At 40.1% G+C, this 15,562-nt stretch carries 19 protein-coding genes and 1 other annotated feature; of the genes, 15 read left to right on the plus strand and 4 right to left on the minus strand.

Features of this window, described 5'->3' with window-relative positions; genetic code table 11:
* Positions 1 to 89: 89 nt before the first annotated feature.
* The 8 genes from MHH33_RS02130 (at position 90) to MHH33_RS02165 (ending at position 5,895) form a co-directional block, all read left to right on the plus strand.
* The gene (locus MHH33_RS02130) at positions 90 to 365 is read left to right on the plus strand and encodes an extracellular solute-binding protein (RefSeq protein WP_036660302.1); all 276 of its coding nucleotides are present in this window, start codon (positions 90 to 92) and stop codon (positions 363 to 365) included.
* 128 nt (positions 366 to 493) lie between these two features.
* Complete coding sequence (locus MHH33_RS02135) at positions 494 to 706, plus strand: YwbE family protein (RefSeq protein ID WP_016429613.1); 213 nt, start codon at positions 494 to 496, stop codon at positions 704 to 706.
* 238 nt (positions 707 to 944) lie between these two features.
* Positions 945 to 1,559, plus strand: a complete 615-nt coding sequence (locus MHH33_RS02140; RefSeq protein ID WP_342543717.1) for an FMN-binding negative transcriptional regulator — start codon at positions 945 to 947, stop codon at positions 1,557 to 1,559.
* Between the two features lie 12 nt (positions 1,560 to 1,571).
* The gene (locus MHH33_RS02145; RefSeq protein WP_016429615.1) at positions 1,572 to 2,075 is read left to right on the plus strand and encodes a GNAT family N-acetyltransferase; all 504 of its coding nucleotides are present in this window, start codon (positions 1,572 to 1,574) and stop codon (positions 2,073 to 2,075) included.
* A 9-nt stretch (positions 2,076 to 2,084) separates the two neighbouring features.
* A complete protein-coding gene (locus MHH33_RS02150) occupies positions 2,085 to 2,564 on the plus strand; it encodes a tetratricopeptide repeat protein (RefSeq protein WP_016429616.1) in 480 nt (159 codons plus the stop codon).
* Between the two features lie 6 nt (positions 2,565 to 2,570).
* Complete coding sequence (locus MHH33_RS02155; protein WP_016429617.1) at positions 2,571 to 3,173, plus strand: NUDIX domain-containing protein; 603 nt, start codon at positions 2,571 to 2,573, stop codon at positions 3,171 to 3,173.
* Between the two features lie 12 nt (positions 3,174 to 3,185).
* Positions 3,186 to 4,130 (plus strand): dipeptidase, encoded by a 945-nt coding sequence (locus tag MHH33_RS02160; protein WP_016429618.1) that lies wholly within the window; start codon positions 3,186 to 3,188, stop codon positions 4,128 to 4,130.
* A gap of 97 nt (positions 4,131 to 4,227) precedes the next feature.
* Positions 4,228 to 5,895, plus strand: coding sequence for a hypothetical protein (locus tag MHH33_RS02165; protein WP_342542810.1), 1,668 nt, complete (start codon positions 4,228 to 4,230; stop codon positions 5,893 to 5,895).
* A gap of 39 nt (positions 5,896 to 5,934) precedes the next feature.
* On the opposite strand, the gene MHH33_RS02170 is transcribed toward MHH33_RS02165, so the two are convergent.
* Positions 5,935 to 6,879: a 3-hydroxyacyl-CoA dehydrogenase NAD-binding domain-containing protein gene (locus tag MHH33_RS02170; RefSeq protein WP_342542811.1), complete on the minus strand. Its 945-nt coding sequence runs from the start codon at positions 6,877 to 6,879 to the stop codon at positions 5,935 to 5,937.
* Between the two features lie 215 nt (positions 6,880 to 7,094).
* On the opposite strand from MHH33_RS02170, the gene MHH33_RS02175 reads away from it, so the two are divergent.
* Positions 7,095 to 7,829 (plus strand): glucose 1-dehydrogenase, encoded by a 735-nt coding sequence (locus tag MHH33_RS02175; RefSeq protein ID WP_016429622.1) that lies wholly within the window; start codon positions 7,095 to 7,097, stop codon positions 7,827 to 7,829.
* Positions 7,830 to 7,853: 24 nt separating this feature from the next.
* On the plus strand, positions 7,854 to 8,273 hold the full coding sequence (locus MHH33_RS02180) for an NUDIX hydrolase (RefSeq protein WP_342542812.1): 420 nt from the start codon (positions 7,854 to 7,856) through the stop codon (positions 8,271 to 8,273).
* A gap of 155 nt (positions 8,274 to 8,428) precedes the next feature.
* On the opposite strand, the gene proS is transcribed toward MHH33_RS02180, so the two are convergent.
* On the minus strand, positions 8,429 to 9,859 hold the full coding sequence (gene proS / locus MHH33_RS02185; RefSeq protein WP_342542813.1) for a proline--tRNA ligase: 1,431 nt from the start codon (positions 9,857 to 9,859) through the stop codon (positions 8,429 to 8,431).
* A gap of 117 nt (positions 9,860 to 9,976) precedes the next feature.
* Positions 9,977 to 10,181, minus strand: a binding site (T-box leader).
* 105 nt (positions 10,182 to 10,286) lie between these two features.
* Between proS and MHH33_RS02190 the strand changes: the two genes are divergently transcribed.
* The 5 genes from MHH33_RS02190 to MHH33_RS02210 all read left to right on the plus strand — a co-directional run bounded on the left by MHH33_RS02190 (position 10,287) and on the right by MHH33_RS02210 (position 13,684).
* Positions 10,287 to 10,757, plus strand: a complete 471-nt coding sequence (locus tag MHH33_RS02190; RefSeq protein WP_342542814.1) for a hypothetical protein — start codon at positions 10,287 to 10,289, stop codon at positions 10,755 to 10,757.
* Complete coding sequence (locus tag MHH33_RS02195) at positions 10,754 to 11,215, plus strand: GNAT family N-acetyltransferase (RefSeq protein ID WP_016429627.1); 462 nt, start codon at positions 10,754 to 10,756, stop codon at positions 11,213 to 11,215. Before MHH33_RS02190 ends, MHH33_RS02195 begins: the two co-directional genes overlap by 4 nt.
* Positions 11,216 to 11,305: 90 nt before the next feature.
* Positions 11,306 to 12,607, plus strand: a complete 1,302-nt coding sequence (locus tag MHH33_RS02200; RefSeq protein ID WP_342542815.1) for an RNA-binding domain-containing protein — start codon at positions 11,306 to 11,308, stop codon at positions 12,605 to 12,607.
* Positions 12,608 to 12,611: 4 nt separating this feature from the next.
* Positions 12,612 to 12,998 (plus strand): YobA family protein, encoded by a 387-nt coding sequence (locus MHH33_RS02205; protein WP_342542816.1) that lies wholly within the window; start codon positions 12,612 to 12,614, stop codon positions 12,996 to 12,998.
* Between the two features lie 44 nt (positions 12,999 to 13,042).
* On the plus strand, positions 13,043 to 13,684 hold the full coding sequence (locus MHH33_RS02210; RefSeq protein WP_342542817.1) for a pentapeptide repeat-containing protein: 642 nt from the start codon (positions 13,043 to 13,045) through the stop codon (positions 13,682 to 13,684).
* 40 nt (positions 13,685 to 13,724) lie between these two features.
* Here MHH33_RS02210 and MHH33_RS02215 read toward each other — a convergent pair whose 3' ends face one another.
* Together MHH33_RS02215 and MHH33_RS02220 are read right to left on the minus strand one after the other, a co-directional pair.
* The gene (locus MHH33_RS02215; RefSeq protein WP_016429631.1) at positions 13,725 to 14,723 is read right to left on the minus strand and encodes an inorganic phosphate transporter; all 999 of its coding nucleotides are present in this window, start codon (positions 14,721 to 14,723) and stop codon (positions 13,725 to 13,727) included.
* A 14-nt stretch (positions 14,724 to 14,737) separates the two neighbouring features.
* The gene (locus tag MHH33_RS02220; RefSeq protein WP_016429632.1) at positions 14,738 to 15,358 is read right to left on the minus strand and encodes a DUF47 domain-containing protein; all 621 of its coding nucleotides are present in this window, start codon (positions 15,356 to 15,358) and stop codon (positions 14,738 to 14,740) included.
* Positions 15,359 to 15,562 lie beyond the last annotated feature (204 nt).

The following is a 15,562-nucleotide window of genomic DNA, read 5'->3' on the forward strand; positions in this document are numbered from 1 at the left end:
CAAGGGCAGTTTTTTGTGCTTTTTTACAGCTATAAGTTTAAAATGGAAGCTCCCACCCAAGATATTGCATCGGCGATGTTATCAATAAAGTGACTGAATATAAAAATCACAAAAATGTTATCGGTTATACGTTCCGTTTTTTCTTTACAGAAATGGTGAAAAATAAGAATATACGATTGCTGGAGGTGGATGGGGTCCATCCTGATAAAGAATCCATTCGCTCAGGGACAAATCCAATAACAGCGGAATTCTACGCAATTACTGCTGGAACAAACAATCCAAATACCCAAGACTTCATTGATTGGATTCTTTCGGATGAAGGACAAGAGTTGGTAGAAAAAACGGGATACGTACCCATCAAATGATAATCGGTCCGCCGTTTGTAGACTAAACTGTGGTTTATCTAAAAGAACATGCACTTTGACAATTCTGAATTGTCGGAGTGCATGTCTTTTTTTATGATAAAATAAATCAAAAGAAAGGGTGATGACTCATGGCAAATGGTCAAAATCGTGCAGATGTAAAACCTGGGTTAGAAGTGAACGTTATTTTAAAAGAAGATCAACGTACAGGAGTGAAAACAAAAGGGATTGTGAAGAATTTGCTAACCAATTCTGCCCATCATCCTCATGGCATTAAAGTCCGTTTAGAAGATGGTCAAGTTGGTAGAGTATGCGATATTTTATCTTCAGATAAATTAGTATGAAATTTTATGTAGCATCCAGTTTTCAAAACAAGGAGATTGTAAGGGCAGTGAGCGGAAAACTCACGATGCTGGGGTTGCTTTAGACTATATCGATGAAGAATTGCATAAAATTGTAAGCTCACGTGTTAATGCTAAAGGGTATCGAGTAGACAAAGAAAAAGATGCAATTTTAACCACTCACTATTCAGGTGTGAAAATAGTGGGCACTGCTAAAAGAAGGTAGGGAAAAATTATTTACATTCCATCATATTTTGAAATGATTGATCGACAAGAAATCAATGAAGTAATAGAGACCTATGGATTTGCGACACTTACCTCAATTCATGAAGGTTCATTGACGGCTTCACAACTGCCGCTGTTATTGAGTGAGGATAAAACGGAGCTCATTGGGCACTTTGCAGTAGGAAATAAACAATGGGCAGATATTGAGAATCAACAAGTATTGGTTTTGTTCCAGGGCCCACATTGTTATATTTCACCATCATGGTATGAGACGCAAAATACAGTCCCGACATGGAATTATGTAACGGTTGAGATTACAGGAAAAGTGAAACTCCTAAAAGAAGGCGATTCGCGATTATGGCAATCTATGGTTGCTTTAACAGAAAAGTACGAGGAGCCTACTAGCACATACAATTTAATGGGTGTGGACCCCTCCTATATTTCTTCTTTATCGAAAGGAGTAATGGGTTTTACGATTTCTATCGATAATATCAAAGGGAAAGCAAAACTAAGTCAAAATCATCCAACAGCTCGTGTGGAGCGCGTAGTTGAAGCGCTTCGGGAAACAAATAAGTCTGATGAAAAAGCCATTGCAAAATGGATGGAGAAAAAAATGAGTGTGGATAAATAAAGGGGAAACCAAATGGAAATTCGTAAATTGACAGGTGAAGATGCGTTTAAATATTGGGAGTTAAGATTGGAAGCATTGCAGCAAGATCCTGATGCTTTTGCAACGACTTACGAAGATGCAATCGCCCGTAAAAATCCAGTGGAGCGAGTAGCAAACAATCTAGAGGCAGTAGGAAGTTCGACACTAGGAGCATTTATCGATAATGAATTGGTAGGTGTGATGACCGTATCAGGTGAAGGAGCTTCCAAACTACGCCACCGAGTGAACTTGTTGGCTGTCTATGTGACCCCTCGAGTACGTGGTAAGCAAATCGGAAAGGTGTTATTGGAAGCGACGATTGATCATGCAAAGACTTGGCAGGGGGTAGAAAAAATGAATTTAACGGTTGTATCCTCTAATGGAGCTGCCATTCGGTTGTATGAAAAAGTCGGGTTTAAAACTTTCGGTCAAGAGCATCATGCAATGAAATCAGATAATAGATATGTGGATGAATTGTATATGAGCCTCAAGTGGTAGGTGATTAAAGTGACTAATTTAGAACGGGCTATTCAATTAAGAGAAAATGGGCATGCTCTGGAAGCATTGGTTATATTAAAGAGTTTATTATTGAATGACTCAAATAATCCAGCTATTCTCTACCAATGTGCATGGGCTTGCGACGTCCAAGGCATGGAAAGAGAAGCGGTTCCATATTATGAACAAGCACTTGATAATGGATTGACAGGACACGAGAGAGAAGGAGCTTTTGTTGGACTTGGCAGTACTTATCGCGTGATTGGAGAATACGCTAAATCACGGAACGTATTTGAAAAAGGAATGGCTGAATTTCCGGAAAATAAAGCAATGCCGGTGTTTTTTGCTATGACGTTACATAATTTAAAAGAATATGAACTTGCTATGGAAACATTGCTATGCGTGGTATCAACCACAACTCGAGATAAAGACATCGAACGATATGTAAATGCCATTCGTTTCTATAAAGACAAATTAAATAAAACTTGGTGATATGACTTGGAACATGAACTTCTGACAGTCTTTAATGAAAAGCATCAAAAGGTCGGGGAAAACACGAGAGCTTTTATTCATCAAGAGGGGCTATGGCATGAGACATTTCATTGCTGGTTTGTCCAACAGATTAATGGAGTGCCGCACCTCTATTTTCAACAAAGAAGTAATGCCAAAAAAGATTTCCCAGGCCTTTTTGACATAACAGCTGCTGGGCATCTCCTTGCTACTGAAACGGTAAACGAAGGAATCCGAGAGGTGAAAGAAGAGCTCGGTGTTAATCTTAGTATGGAAGACCTTCGACCCATCGGCATTTTGAAAGACAGTATTGTGCTAAGGGATTTTATTGATAATGAATTTGCACACACGTATGTCTATATAATGGTAGGCGGTAGTCCTTACTTCCATTTACAGGAAGAAGAAGTCAGTGCCATTTATTCAGCACCTATTTCTGAAGTGGTAAGGTTATACGAGCGTGAAGTTGATCAAATATCTTTGGGGTGCATACTATCAATTGATAAAGATCGATTAGAAATCAAGGTGTCACTTGAAGACTTCGTACCTCATGGCGGTGACTATATGAAGCAAGTCTTGAAGGGAATCCGATAAAGGAGGCATAATATGAAAGTAATCGATTTACATTGTGATGTTCTCTATAAATTGTCGATAATGGATGAATTACCTCCATATGAAATTGCAGACTGTCTGCAAGCGAATAAAAACAGATTGATTGCTGGAGAAGTCCAAGTGCAGTTTTTTGCCATATTCATTTCTCCTGAAGTGCCTCAGAATGAAAAGTTTATGGCTGCCCTTCGTCAGATTGAATTGTTCCATACACACGTGCTTGCACCGAATCCAGAAATTGTCCACATTACAGATTGGACCCAGATTGAACATCTCGGAGAGAATGAAATCGGTGCTGTGCTGACACTTGAAGGTGCAGATGCATTTGGCGAAGACCTTGGCAAGTTGAGCGCTTTGCTGGATGCAGGGGTGAAGCTTGTAGGGCTTACATGGAATCATGCGAATGCATTGGCGAATGGAGCGGATGAACCATCCCATTTAGGCTTGACGCCATTTGGGTACGAAGTGGTGGAAATGTTGAATGAACATAATGTTTTAATCGATGTATCCCATTTGAACGAACAGTCATTTTGGGATGTGGTTGCACAAGCGAAACACTCAATTGCCAGTCATTCGAATGCAAGAAGCCTTTGTGACCACCCGCGGAATTTAACCGATGAACAAGCCGAAGCATTGGTCGAAAAGGGAGGACACATCCACGTCGTGTATTATCCACCGTTTATCCACAATGAGGGGAATCCAGTTACTCTTGAACACTTGATGCAACACCTTACTCATTTCTCGAAGTTAGTAGGTGTTCAGCATTTGGGACTTGGCTCAGATTTTGATGGCATTAGTGTGTTTGTCGAAGGTTTGTGTGATGCGAGTGATACACAAAATGTGGTTAATATTTTAAGTAGACATTTTACTGAAGAAGAGGTTCGGGGGATTACCTCAAACAATTTCAAAAACTATATTCAAAAAGTGATTGCTACCAGTTAGCAGTCACTTTTTTGTATGTAAAAACACATGCGGTGAAACTTTTAACCATTTCACCCGTATTAAAGAGGAGAATACATCTAAGAAATGAGGAGTTCAAATGGGATTAACTTTCCTTTATAGCATCATCATTGCAATCGTTGTTGCAGTTCTAATTATGCCGCTGACATTGCCTAAAGAAAAACGCAAAGAAATTGCCGCTGGAATTATTGGAACTGCAATTGGGTTGGCAATTATAATCTTCACATTCTATTACGTAACGAATATAGATCGAAATCTATCTGCTCTTTGGCCGCTTGCCATTTTGGCGACAGGTCTTGGCGTATTTTCAGCAACAGGTAAAGAACGTCAAATTAAAGGAGTACTTTTCCTTGCTTCCCTTGTATTTGGGGGCTACATGTTAAGCGCTTTGTTGTTTAATGCAGATGAAAAATTCGATTCCGCAAAAATGAAGCAAGAAGTTGAAATCGAAGCCTTTGATGAAAAGGAAACGCCTGCAAGTGTTCCACCAAAATTTGCACGCAATAAAATGAAAAAAGCATTCGGTCAAGTACCGAATACGAGTTACTACGAATTAGGCAGATTGCAAATTCAAAAAGTGGATGATGCCTTTGTTTACATTGCACCAGTTGAGTTTTCCGGTTTCTTTAAATGGGTGAATGGGGACACCACCCCAGGATATTTCATGATGAGTGCAACCGATTCAACGGACAATCCGAAGTTTGTAAAAGCAGAAATGTCGTATACACCATCATCATTCTTCCAAAAAAATGTTGCACGCCATTTACGTCTGGAGTTGCCAGAAACAATTTTCCATGGTGACATGCAGCTTGAAATTGATGACGAAGGTAAGCCGCATTATATCCGTTCATTCGGGAAGTTCGTATCTGCACGTAATGGTTTTGAGGTAACAGGAGTAGCTGTGGTGAATCCACAATCCGGTGACGTCAAAACGTATGCATTGAACGAAGTCCCTGACTTCATTGATGGAGCTGTATCGCCAGAAGTGGTGAGTTTGCAAAATGGTTATTTCGGAAACTACGTTCATGGATTCTGGAACAGTAAGTTTGGTAAAAAAGATGTGAAGCTCCCTTCCGATGAAGGAACAGAAGCGAATGTCAGCCCTGTTTTTAATGAGAATGGGGAAATGTATTACTTCACTGATTTCACAAGTCCAAAAGAAGGCGTGGATTCCATGCTTGGGTATTCATTAACGGATGCACGAACAGGCGAAGCCACTTATTATACAGGTAATATGGAAGAGTCCTATATGGATTCATATGGTGCACTTCAAATCGTTGAAAAGAAATTCATCGAGAAAAAATGGTTTGGTGAGATGCCCATTCTGTACAATTTCTACGGGGAAGCAAGTTGGTTGACTCCGGTTCTTGATGCCAATGGATTTTTGCAAAACTACTTTATCGTGTCTGCGGCAAATCCCGAAATTTCCGCTTTTGCCAATACACCAAACGAAGCATTGAAGTTGTATAAAACAGCATTGCAACGTGGTGGCAGCAGTGTAGATGGAAGTTCTAGTTCAGAGGAAGCTACAACTACCGGTAATGTCGAGCGCGTCTACAAAGAACGAGTAGGAGATTTCACACTTGTTTCGTTCATGTTAATGGACGGTACCAATTACTTAGTATCCACAGAAGTGGAGCCTTTGGCGGTCTACTTGAAAGAGGGAGATCAAGTGAACGTGACTTATTTGAATACTGGCGAAATGTTCTTGCCTGTTAAAGAAATGAAGATAACCGGATTGGAATAATAGAAAGGCTGTCTCGATGAATTCGAGACAGCCTTTTACTTATTTATCTCTTGTTTTTAATATGGCCATCTGCTTTTCGTCACGCATTTGCGCAAGTTCATCAATGGTTGAACGGCCGTAGGATTCGCGAGATTTAGTCGATAGGCGGGAAATAGTTTCCTCATCCATTTTGAGATTTCCTTGTGCATCCCAGCTCTTTTCCATGGTCGGACCGAGATGGCGCATGAATGATTCCATACCACCCTGACCACCACCTAGATGCATTCCGAGCATCGGTCCGGTTGCTGCCCATCTTAACCCGATTGAATCTTTGACGATTTCGTCCACATCTTCCATTGCAACTACGCCTTCATCAACTAAATACATAGCTTCCCTCAGCATAGCAAACTGCAATCGGTTCGCTACAAAACCAAAAACTTCTTTTTGGATATGTTGTGGGGCTTTGCCCAGTGTTTTGTAAAACACGAGCGCATCTTCTACTGCTTCATTTGATGTGAATTGACCTGGTACGACTTCAACTAAAGGCATTACAAGTGGAGGATTGAATGGATGGCCAATTAACATGCGGCTCTTGTCCTTCATGAATGCCGAAATATCACTTGCAGGGATTGTTGAAGAAGAAGACAGTAATAAAGTATGTGCTTCCACATACTTTTCGATTTCAGCGAAGAGTTCCTGTTTCAGAGCCAATTTTTCAGGTCCATTCTCCTGAAGCACTGCTGCCCCCGTTACGGCTTGTTGTAAGTTGGATGTAAGAGTCAAACGTGATTCAAAACCTGTTGCCGGCAGGTTGAGTAAAGTTAACGTAGAGCCAATTGAATTGAAATGCTGTTCTGATACTTCGTTCAAATCTGGCCTAGGATCGTATAATCTTACCGTCAATCCGTGTGCTAAAAATAAAGTTGCCCACGAAATTCCAATCGTTCCTGCCCCAATTACTGTCACGGGGTCGAAGCGTTGTAAATCACTATGTATGCACGTCATGGCTCATCCTCCTAGTTTTAACTAAAACCATGTTATCATATTTAAATAGTTCTATTGTGTGAATTTTGTGAATGAGTAGAGGATGTGGACGATGATGAGTTTTGGTGGCGTTCCCGAGTGGTTTTACATATTAGCATTTGCCGTGGTCATAGGAATTGTTGTATTCACGGAATGGTGGACTCGTTGAATTATAGTGTGAAAGAAGGTTTTCAATCATGAATCAAGCACAAGTCGTTATTGTAACTGGTGCTTCACAAGGCATTGGACGCGGAATTGCGGAAGCTTATGTGGCAAAAGGTGCACAAGTAGTTCTGGCTGATGTGAAAGAGAAGCTAGGTAAAGAAGTGAGCAAACAGCTTGTTGGCAGTGTTTTTGTTAAAACAGATGTAAGAAAAGAAGCCGACATCAAAAATTTAATGCAAGAAACATTAAAAAAATTCGGTCGTATCGATATTTTGATTAATAATGCAGGGAAGAGCAACTTCAAACCATTATTCGATTTATCGATAACGGAGTGGGATGAAGTCATCAACACGAATTTACGCAGTGTCTTTTTGTGTTCACGTGAAGCTGCAATGCAAATGCGTCAGCAGGAAAGTGGAGGTTCAATCGTCAATATCGCTTCTACGCGCGCAACCATGTCCGAACCGAATTCAGAAGCATATGCGGCAACAAAAGGTGGAATCGTCGCTATCACTCATGCCCTCGCGGCATCTCTTGCGGAGCATCATATAACGGTGAATGCAATATCTCCAGGCTGGATAGAGACAGGGGATTACAACGAACTTCGAGATGTTGACCACAAACAGCATCTCTCTGGGAGAGTGGGCAAGCCATCAGATATTGCCAAAGCATGTCTGTATTTAACCGATCCTCAAAACGATTTTGTCACAGGCATTAATTTGGTTGTGGACGGTGGCATGACGCGCAAAATGATTTACGAACATTAAGTTGGATGTAAGAGGAGGTTTATTATGTTTCATTGGAAAGGTGCCGCGGGTGTGTGCATCAATGAAAACAATCAAATATTGATGGTGTTGCAAGCTGCACCAGATGAAGAGCCGAAATGGACGATTCCTTCAGGCGGAATCGAAGGTAGGGAGACGTATGAGGAAGCTTGCCTACGAGAGTTCGAAGAAGAAACTGGTTTGACTGTTGAAATTGTGTCGAAACTTCAGGACAAAAACGGAGTGAATGCACAGTATGGGATTTATTATGATTTGCAATACTTTTTGGTGGAGCAAATAAGTGGGGAGTTGACCTTGCAGGACCCTGATGATTTTATTTTAGAGATAGCCTGGAAATCTGCCGATGAATTGGATTCGTTAGAAATGAGTTATCCCGAGGACGTGGCGTTCTTGAAGGGACTGCTGGTTAAGGCGACTGAAAGTTGAATTAGGAGATAATTGGTTAGTTGCCCCTATAAGGTGGAAAGTTGCCCCTATATGACCAAGAGTTGCCCCAATAACACCAAAATTTGCCCCAATAACTTCAAATGATGACATGAAAAAAGCCTACCCAACCTAGCAGGGAAGGCTTTTCACTACTTTTAATATGCTTTTGCCCAGTAAACCATCTTGTCAGCTGGTTTTTCGCAGCAAACGCATGTATCGCTTAACTTTTCTTGTTCAAATGGGATGCAACGTGACGTCGCGGAAGTATCTTCTTTAATGAACTCTTCACATGCTACATCTCCACACCACATGGCTTTGATGAAGCCTGGTTTTTCAACCAGCACACTCTTGAAATCTTCAAATGATTTCGCGACAGACGTATGTTCTTCCCTGTGAGACAAGGCTTTGTTGAACAAATTATTCTGTATGTCTTCAAGTAATCCAGTCAGTTTAGCTTCAAGCTCATCCGCAGACACCACAATTTTCTCACCAGTGTCACGTCTAACCAGCACGACTTGACCTTGCTCAATATCTTTTGGTCCAACTTCCAGGCGAATTGGAATTCCTTTCATTTCATACTCATTGAATTTCCAACCTGGTTTTTTGTCCGATGCGTCTATGCCGACTCGCACACTGCCAGATAAGCGCTCTTTTAGGTCGTACGCATAATCCAATACACCTTCTTTATGTTGTGCAATCGGCACAATCATCACTTGTGTAGGTGCAATTTTTGGAGGCATGACAAGGCCGCGATCGTCACCGTGCACCATAATCATGGCCCCGATAATACGAGTAGTGAATCCCCATGATGTTTGGTGGACATATTGTTGCTTGCCTTCTTTATCTAGATATTTGATATCGAATGCTCGGGCAAAGCCATCTCCGAAATGATGTGAAGTGCCGGATTGCAAAGCTTTTCCGTCATGCATCAATGTTTCAATCGTATACGTGGATTTCGCTCCGGAAAATTTCTCTTTTTCTGTTTTCTGCCCTTTAACGACTGGAATGGCAAGCCACTCTTCACATAACTGTGCGTATTCATCTAACATTCGGATGGTTTCAACTTGTGCATCCTCATCTGTCGCGTGCGCAGTATGTCCTTCTTGCCATAAGAACTCTAGCGTGCGTAAAAACGGGCGTGTCGTTTTCTCCCAACGGACAACGTTTGACCATTGGTTATATAGCTTAGGCAAATCACGGTAAGAATGAATGATATTGCTGAAATGCTCACAAAATAATACTTCTGAAGTTGGACGTACACATAAACGTTCAGCTAATTTCTCGTCTCCACCATGCGTCACCCATGCGACTTCAGGTGCAAATCCTTCTATATGATCTTTTTCTTTTTGTAATAAAGATTCTGGAATGAACAGTGGCATATAGACATTTTCATGGCCGGTTGCTTTAATACGTGCATCCAATGCTTCTTTTACATTGTCCCAAATTGCGTAACCATAAGGACGGATAATCATCGAACCGCGCACGCTTGAATAATCGGCCAGTTCCGCTTTCGTCACAACATCCGTAAACCACTGAGCGAAGTCTTCATCCATCGCCGTCACACTTTGCACAAACTCTTTTTTCATTGAAAACACCCCTTTATTGTTGTTTATCGTACATTTGCGCTAGCTGCATATTCCACAAGAGCCAACAAGAAAATCATTATTAAAAGTTGCCTAATAAACAAAAAAGCTCTGCAACAAACGAGGGACCATGTCTCCATGGCGGTACCACCCTCATTTGAAGCAAAGCTTCACACTCATACATGTTAACGACTGTCGCCGCGAATATCTTTCGAGATCGAACTCAAAGGTAGGTTCAAGAAGTGGTCTTTAGGAGTCTTTCACCGTACAACTCCCTCTCTAAAAAAACACACGTTTCTTTACTGGTCCTTCTCAACGTTGTTTAACTATTTCTGTGATTATATCGGGTAAAGTTTTAAAGTGTCAACAAATTTATTTTGGGCTCATGTGATATAATGAGCCAATGAAACATTATGAAAAGAGGCGCACTATGCTAACATTTGAACAAAAACAAGAAATCATTGAATCGTACCCTGAGCTGACAAAAAAAGAAGTATCATTAAAACGTTTGAACTATCATTTCGAAGACAGCCTATATGACAAAAAAACGGTCGTATATCACTTGCACCCAAACGGCAACGGCTTTGTTTTTGTTGGGGATTTAAAAAAATATGATTCAGATAGTAAAGGCATGATCAACATTCGTGAAGCGACGGAAGCTGAGTTACGCGAAATGATTACAGATTCCATTGGGATTTTATCTGAAGAAGAACATTATGAAGAAGAAGTACTCAACGTAGAGCAAGTATGGAAAAATCGCGAAGGACAGGAATTGAAGCTTGTTCAGGAAGATACATTGTGGAATATTTATCACACGCACAACCTGGAAGAAAGCTACGGTTCATTTGAAGAAGCAGAAGAGTATTTATTGAGTGAAGGATTCCGCACATCGACTAAATGATGATTATCCGAAAAATAACAAAAGGGGAAACGCCGCCGTGGGCATTATTGCTTTTGGCGGATCCTTCCCGTGCAGTTGTAGAAGAATACGTAAAGAGTGGAAATGTTTATGTTGGCGAAGAGTCAGGCAAAGCCATCGCTGTATATGTTCTGAAAGAGACGGGGAAAATTGTCGTTGAAATTATGAATGTTGCTGTCCATGAAGACTTCCAAGGAAGAGGACACGGCAAACAACTAATTTCTCACGCAATAAGTGAAGCTTCTAAACGAGGATACGCTCAAGTTGAAATCGGGACTGGCAATTCTAGTATTCTCCAATTGAAGCTATATCAGCAATGTGGATTTCGTATAATCGGCATCGATTTCGATTATTTTACACGTAATTATGATGAACCGATAGTTGAAAATGGTTTGTTGTGTCGCGATATGATTCGCCTATGTTACACATTTGAGGACTAGGATTTTATTTCCTGGTTCTTTTTGCTTTGGAAGTATTTATTTTTTATCGATATACTAGTAGAAACAATTATCGATAGGTGGTGTACGAGGTTGAATATTGAATATAAAGACAAGGTGACGAACAAGCTGTATCGGGAAGTTATCGCATTTGCCAATGGAACCGGTGGTACGCTGAAAATAGGAATGGAAGACGAAATGAGCATCATGGGATTGGAAAATCCTTTAGCAGAGGAAAATGCCTTATATGATCAGTTAAGTAAAATGGTCGAACCTTTGCCGTTGATTGATGTCAAACACGTAATTATAGATGGAAAAGTAATTTTAGAGGTAACAGTGAAAGCAACTGAACATGTGTATCGTAAACGATCTACATTGTTCGAGGAGCTTTATGTTCGGTATGGTTCGAAAAAACGCTTATTGAGAACAGCAGAAGAAGTGCAACGTTTTATACTCTTGCGCCAACTTGATGAAACTGAAAATGCGCTGACTACTATCAAGTTCCAACGTGAAGATTTTTTGGGATTTGTCGATTTTGTACAAACCTTAAATAGTGAAATGTTAAGATTTTCAAATGTGGAAGAAAACCTAGAAGATGTATTGGCATCGTACAATGCAATTCGTTGGAATAATGGTGAATTTGTTTTAACACGATTGGGTACGTGGTTGTCAGATTCTTCTCAAACCCGTGGCGTCTTGTTACAATACAGTGGAGACCGATCTACTTCTTTTTGCCAGCAAGCGAGTGATTTTTCAGGGTCGATTGTAACCCAATTCAGTCGAATTATGGCCGGGTTGAGGGAAATTCAATCATCTTATCCAGATGCATTACTTCAGGATAGTGTAGTGAATGCATTCGTTCATCGAGATTACTCGATGGAGGGTGACGTATCGATTGTTCGGTTTGCTAACCGCATTGAAGTAGCTTCACCAGGAACGCTAGTGGAGGGCTTGTCGATAGAGTCTATAAAAAAAGGATCTCGAATTGTTCGCAGAAATCCGCGTTTGCATGCAATGTTTGTCGATTTGGGTTTAACGGATGGACGTGGTAACGGAATCCGTCGTATTTTCGATACTTATCACGATGGAGACGAGAAGCCAAAAGTTTCTGTCCAAAAAGATAGTGTAATCGTTAAGCTTCCTCGTATAGAACAAATAGAAAAAGTAAACAACCGAACAAAGTTACATTTTGAGTTGACTCATGAAGAAGCAATCATGAATTACTTGCTGGAAAACAACCAAGCGAAAAATGTAGATTTTCAACAAATCTTAGGCGTTTCCCCATCTCGTGTGACACAAATCGTGCGTGACATGGTGACAAAGAATTTACTGGTAGCTGAAGGGGAACGTAAAGGGCGTATTTATACCTTGGCCATTAATAAACAGGAGGAATAAAGTTATGAAAGGCAAGAAAGCCGTCATATTAATTAGCACGACAGCGGTCGTAGCTATAGCTGCCGTCGTATTATCGATTTCCATGTTTTTCCAAAGTAATCAAACGCAAAACAAAAATGCTATTTGGATAGAAGGAACAGTAGCTAAAAAAGAAGCTGCACGTATTTTGGTCGTCAGCGGAAAAGATGAAACTGAGTTAAAAGGTTTAACTGAGGAAGAAATGGTGGAAGGTGCAAGTGATGCCATTTGGTTTTCATTATCGATTGATCAAGTGAAAAACGTGAGTGAGTTCGACAAAGTTCGAATTTCATATAGCCATGTGTCGGAATCTTATCCTGGAAAAGCAAGTGCTAATAGTGTTCGAATCCTGGATGAAGAGTCTCAACATTAAAGCATAAAAATTAAATGTTAAGCCTGATGAAAGGTGGAGCAAGAATGAAAATTGATAAGCCAAAAATACCTGAACAACTCGAACAACAATTAGACATTGCAACTTTAATTGAAGTCGAAGAAGAACGATTTATTTCCCGGGGAATGGTTTCGTCTTGGAATGTAGTGGAATTACCTGAGAGCAAAGTTAGTTTTGATCAAGTGCATTTCAAGGATGTTTCATTTGAAGGGGTATGTTTCGATCAAGTGGAATTCATTGATTGTAAGTTCGAGAGATGTGATTTATCCAATGTTGATTTTGGAGATTCGGTATTTCATCGAGTGGAATTTCATCATTCAAAACTAGTCGGTGTGCAGTGCACGGAAAGCCGCTTCGGACATACTGTGATCAATAACTGTGTAGCCAACTACACAGTATTTAGTTTTAGTAAAATGAAGCGAGTGAAGTTCCAACAAACCGCATTGAATAAAGCGGACTTTTTTAATTGTACATTTGATAAGGTTTTGTTCAATGATTGTCAATTGGACGGTGCTAATTTTACTGATACAAGTTTAGCGGATGTGGATCTCAGCACGTGTACATACGAACAAGTAACAGTAAGTGTTGATAAATTATCGGGCTGTACCGTTTCAACTGAACAAGCGCTCGGTTTTGCAAAATCTCTAGGTCTTATCGTTAAACACTAAAAGCTGTCCACTCGTAACTTGAGTGGACAGCTTTTTAAGTTTAAAAGAATAAGTTAAGAATTTGGTAAAAGATACCGGCAAGGACTGCGCAAATTGGAAGTGTAATAACCCAAGTTAATACAATTTTTCGTGCAACGCCCCATTTAACGCCTTTTACACGCTGAGCAGAACCAACACCCATAATCGCAGAAGAAATAACGTGAGTTGTTGAAACTGGCAAATGAATCGTCGTCGCTCCGAAAATAATTAATGCGGATGATAAATCAGCTGCCGCCCCGTTAACTGGACGAATCTTCATGATTTTACCACCAACAGTTTTGATGATTTTGTATCCACCGATAGATGTTCCAAGTCCCATTGCAAGTGCAGCACAAACACGTACCCACATTTGGATATCGTCTGTTGTTTGTAAATCAGCAGCGATTAAAGCCATCGTAATGATACCCATTGCTTTTTGTGCATCATTTGTACCGTGAGTAAATGATTGTAATGCCGCTGTACCGATTTGGAAAATACGGAAGCCTTTGTTCGTTTTGTAGAGAGTGTTTTTCTTGAATAATACTTTAAACAACGACATCATCAAGAATCCGACAGCAAGAGCTAAGAATGGTGAGATTAGTAGTGCTTGCAGAATTTTTATGAATCCTTCGTAATTTAATACACCTAAACCAGCAGCCGAAACAGCCGCACCCGCAATCGAACCAATCAATGCATGTGATGAGCTGGAAGGAATACCAAAATACCATGTAATTAAGTTCCAAGCAATTGCGGACAATAGTGCTGCTAGAATAATGAGTGAGCCGTTTTGAAGCGTGAACGGATCTACGATATCTTTCGAGATCGTCTTAGCAACTCCAGTGAAAGTTAATGCGCCGATAAAGTTCATGGTAGCTGCTAGTATTACTGCAACTCGTGGCGAAAGTGCCCGTGTAGAAACTGAAGTTGCAATCGCATTTGCTGTATCATGAAAACCATTTATAAAATCAAATCCCAGTGCGAAAATGACGACTAGTATTGTTAATATGAGTACTGCATCCATGTATTTTTCAGCTCCTATGCATTACGCATGATGATTGTCTCAATCGTGTTTGCCACGTTTTGAGAGTAATCTGCGATGTCTTCAAGCTGCTCGTAAATATCCTTGAACTGAATAATACGTATCGGATCTTTTTCGTTTATGAAAAGTTGTTTGATTGAAGTACGTAATACTTCATCACATTTGCGTTCATAGTCTTTGATCAAGATTGCATGCTCACGCATTTGAAGCAGTTTCTTGTTTGCCAATAACTCCATTGCTTTAACGATTTCATCAGTACTTTTCACAATGTAATGTAGGAAAGTACGCATTGAATCGTCGATGTCAATCAAAGAATACATCTCCAAATAAGCTGCGAAAGCTTCCACGCCATCTAAAATATCATCCATTTTATTAGCTAAATAAAGAATGTCCTCTCGCTCAATTGGAGTCATGAAAGATTTATTCAACTTGAGAATCAAATCATGTATTAATTTATCGCCTTCTGTTTCATAGTTTTTCAACTTGATGCTAAGCTCTTTCAAATCCGAAACACTGACAATTTTAAAATCATCCGCGTAATGAGTAGCTTCTCTTACTGTTTCTGCGATTCCGAGTAAAGCAGCGAAGAATGGGTCTTGTTTTTTTGGACTAAACATAGAAAGCCTCCTGGACTTTAAATAAGATAGGTTATATAAATAACCTCAAACATCATATCAAAATCTATACTAAATCTAAACACTTTTTACTCAAGATTGAGAATCTTTACATTCCCGTAACATAAAAATTTTAAGTGAACATTCAGCTTTGATTGTCGTAAACCTTATTATTCATTACAATTCAAGAATTATACAACTTGCATT

The organism is Paenisporosarcina sp. FSL H8-0542 (genome assembly GCF_038632915.1).
In the GTDB taxonomy this organism is placed as follows: domain Bacteria; phylum Bacillota; class Bacilli; order Bacillales_A; family Planococcaceae; genus Paenisporosarcina.

What these genes read in the sequence shown, in the direction of transcription:
- MHH33_RS02175 (WP_016429622.1), top strand. Translation starts at nt 7,095, where the DNA reads ATGAATCAAGCACAAGTCGTTATTGTAACTGGTGCTTCACAAGGCATT.
- MHH33_RS02220 (WP_016429632.1), bottom strand. Translation starts at nt 15,358, where the DNA reads ATGTTTAGTCCAAAAAAACAAGACCCATTCTTCGCTGCTTTACTCGGA.
- proS (WP_342542813.1), bottom strand. Translation starts at nt 9,859, where the DNA reads ATGAAAAAAGAGTTTGTGCAAAGTGTGACGGCGATGGATGAAGACTTC.
- MHH33_RS02170 (WP_342542811.1), bottom strand. Translation starts at nt 6,879, where the DNA reads ATGACGTGCATACATAGTGATTTACAACGCTTCGACCCCGTGACAGTA.
- MHH33_RS02180 (WP_342542812.1), top strand. Translation starts at nt 7,854, where the DNA reads ATGTTTCATTGGAAAGGTGCCGCGGGTGTGTGCATCAATGAAAACAAT.
- MHH33_RS02190 (WP_342542814.1), top strand. Translation starts at nt 10,287, where the DNA reads ATGCTAACATTTGAACAAAAACAAGAAATCATTGAATCGTACCCTGAG.
- MHH33_RS02195 (WP_016429627.1), top strand. Translation starts at nt 10,754, where the DNA reads ATGATGATTATCCGAAAAATAACAAAAGGGGAAACGCCGCCGTGGGCA.
- MHH33_RS02145 (WP_016429615.1), top strand. Translation starts at nt 1,572, where the DNA reads ATGGAAATTCGTAAATTGACAGGTGAAGATGCGTTTAAATATTGGGAG.
- MHH33_RS02205 (WP_342542816.1), top strand. Translation starts at nt 12,612, where the DNA reads ATGAAAGGCAAGAAAGCCGTCATATTAATTAGCACGACAGCGGTCGTA.
- MHH33_RS02215 (WP_016429631.1), bottom strand. Translation starts at nt 14,723, where the DNA reads ATGGATGCAGTACTCATATTAACAATACTAGTCGTCATTTTCGCACTG.
- MHH33_RS02160 (WP_016429618.1), top strand. Translation starts at nt 3,186, where the DNA reads ATGAAAGTAATCGATTTACATTGTGATGTTCTCTATAAATTGTCGATA.
- MHH33_RS02210 (WP_342542817.1), top strand. Translation starts at nt 13,043, where the DNA reads ATGAAAATTGATAAGCCAAAAATACCTGAACAACTCGAACAACAATTA.
- MHH33_RS02165 (WP_342542810.1), top strand. Translation starts at nt 4,228, where the DNA reads ATGGGATTAACTTTCCTTTATAGCATCATCATTGCAATCGTTGTTGCA.
- MHH33_RS02135 (WP_016429613.1), top strand. Translation starts at nt 494, where the DNA reads ATGGCAAATGGTCAAAATCGTGCAGATGTAAAACCTGGGTTAGAAGTG.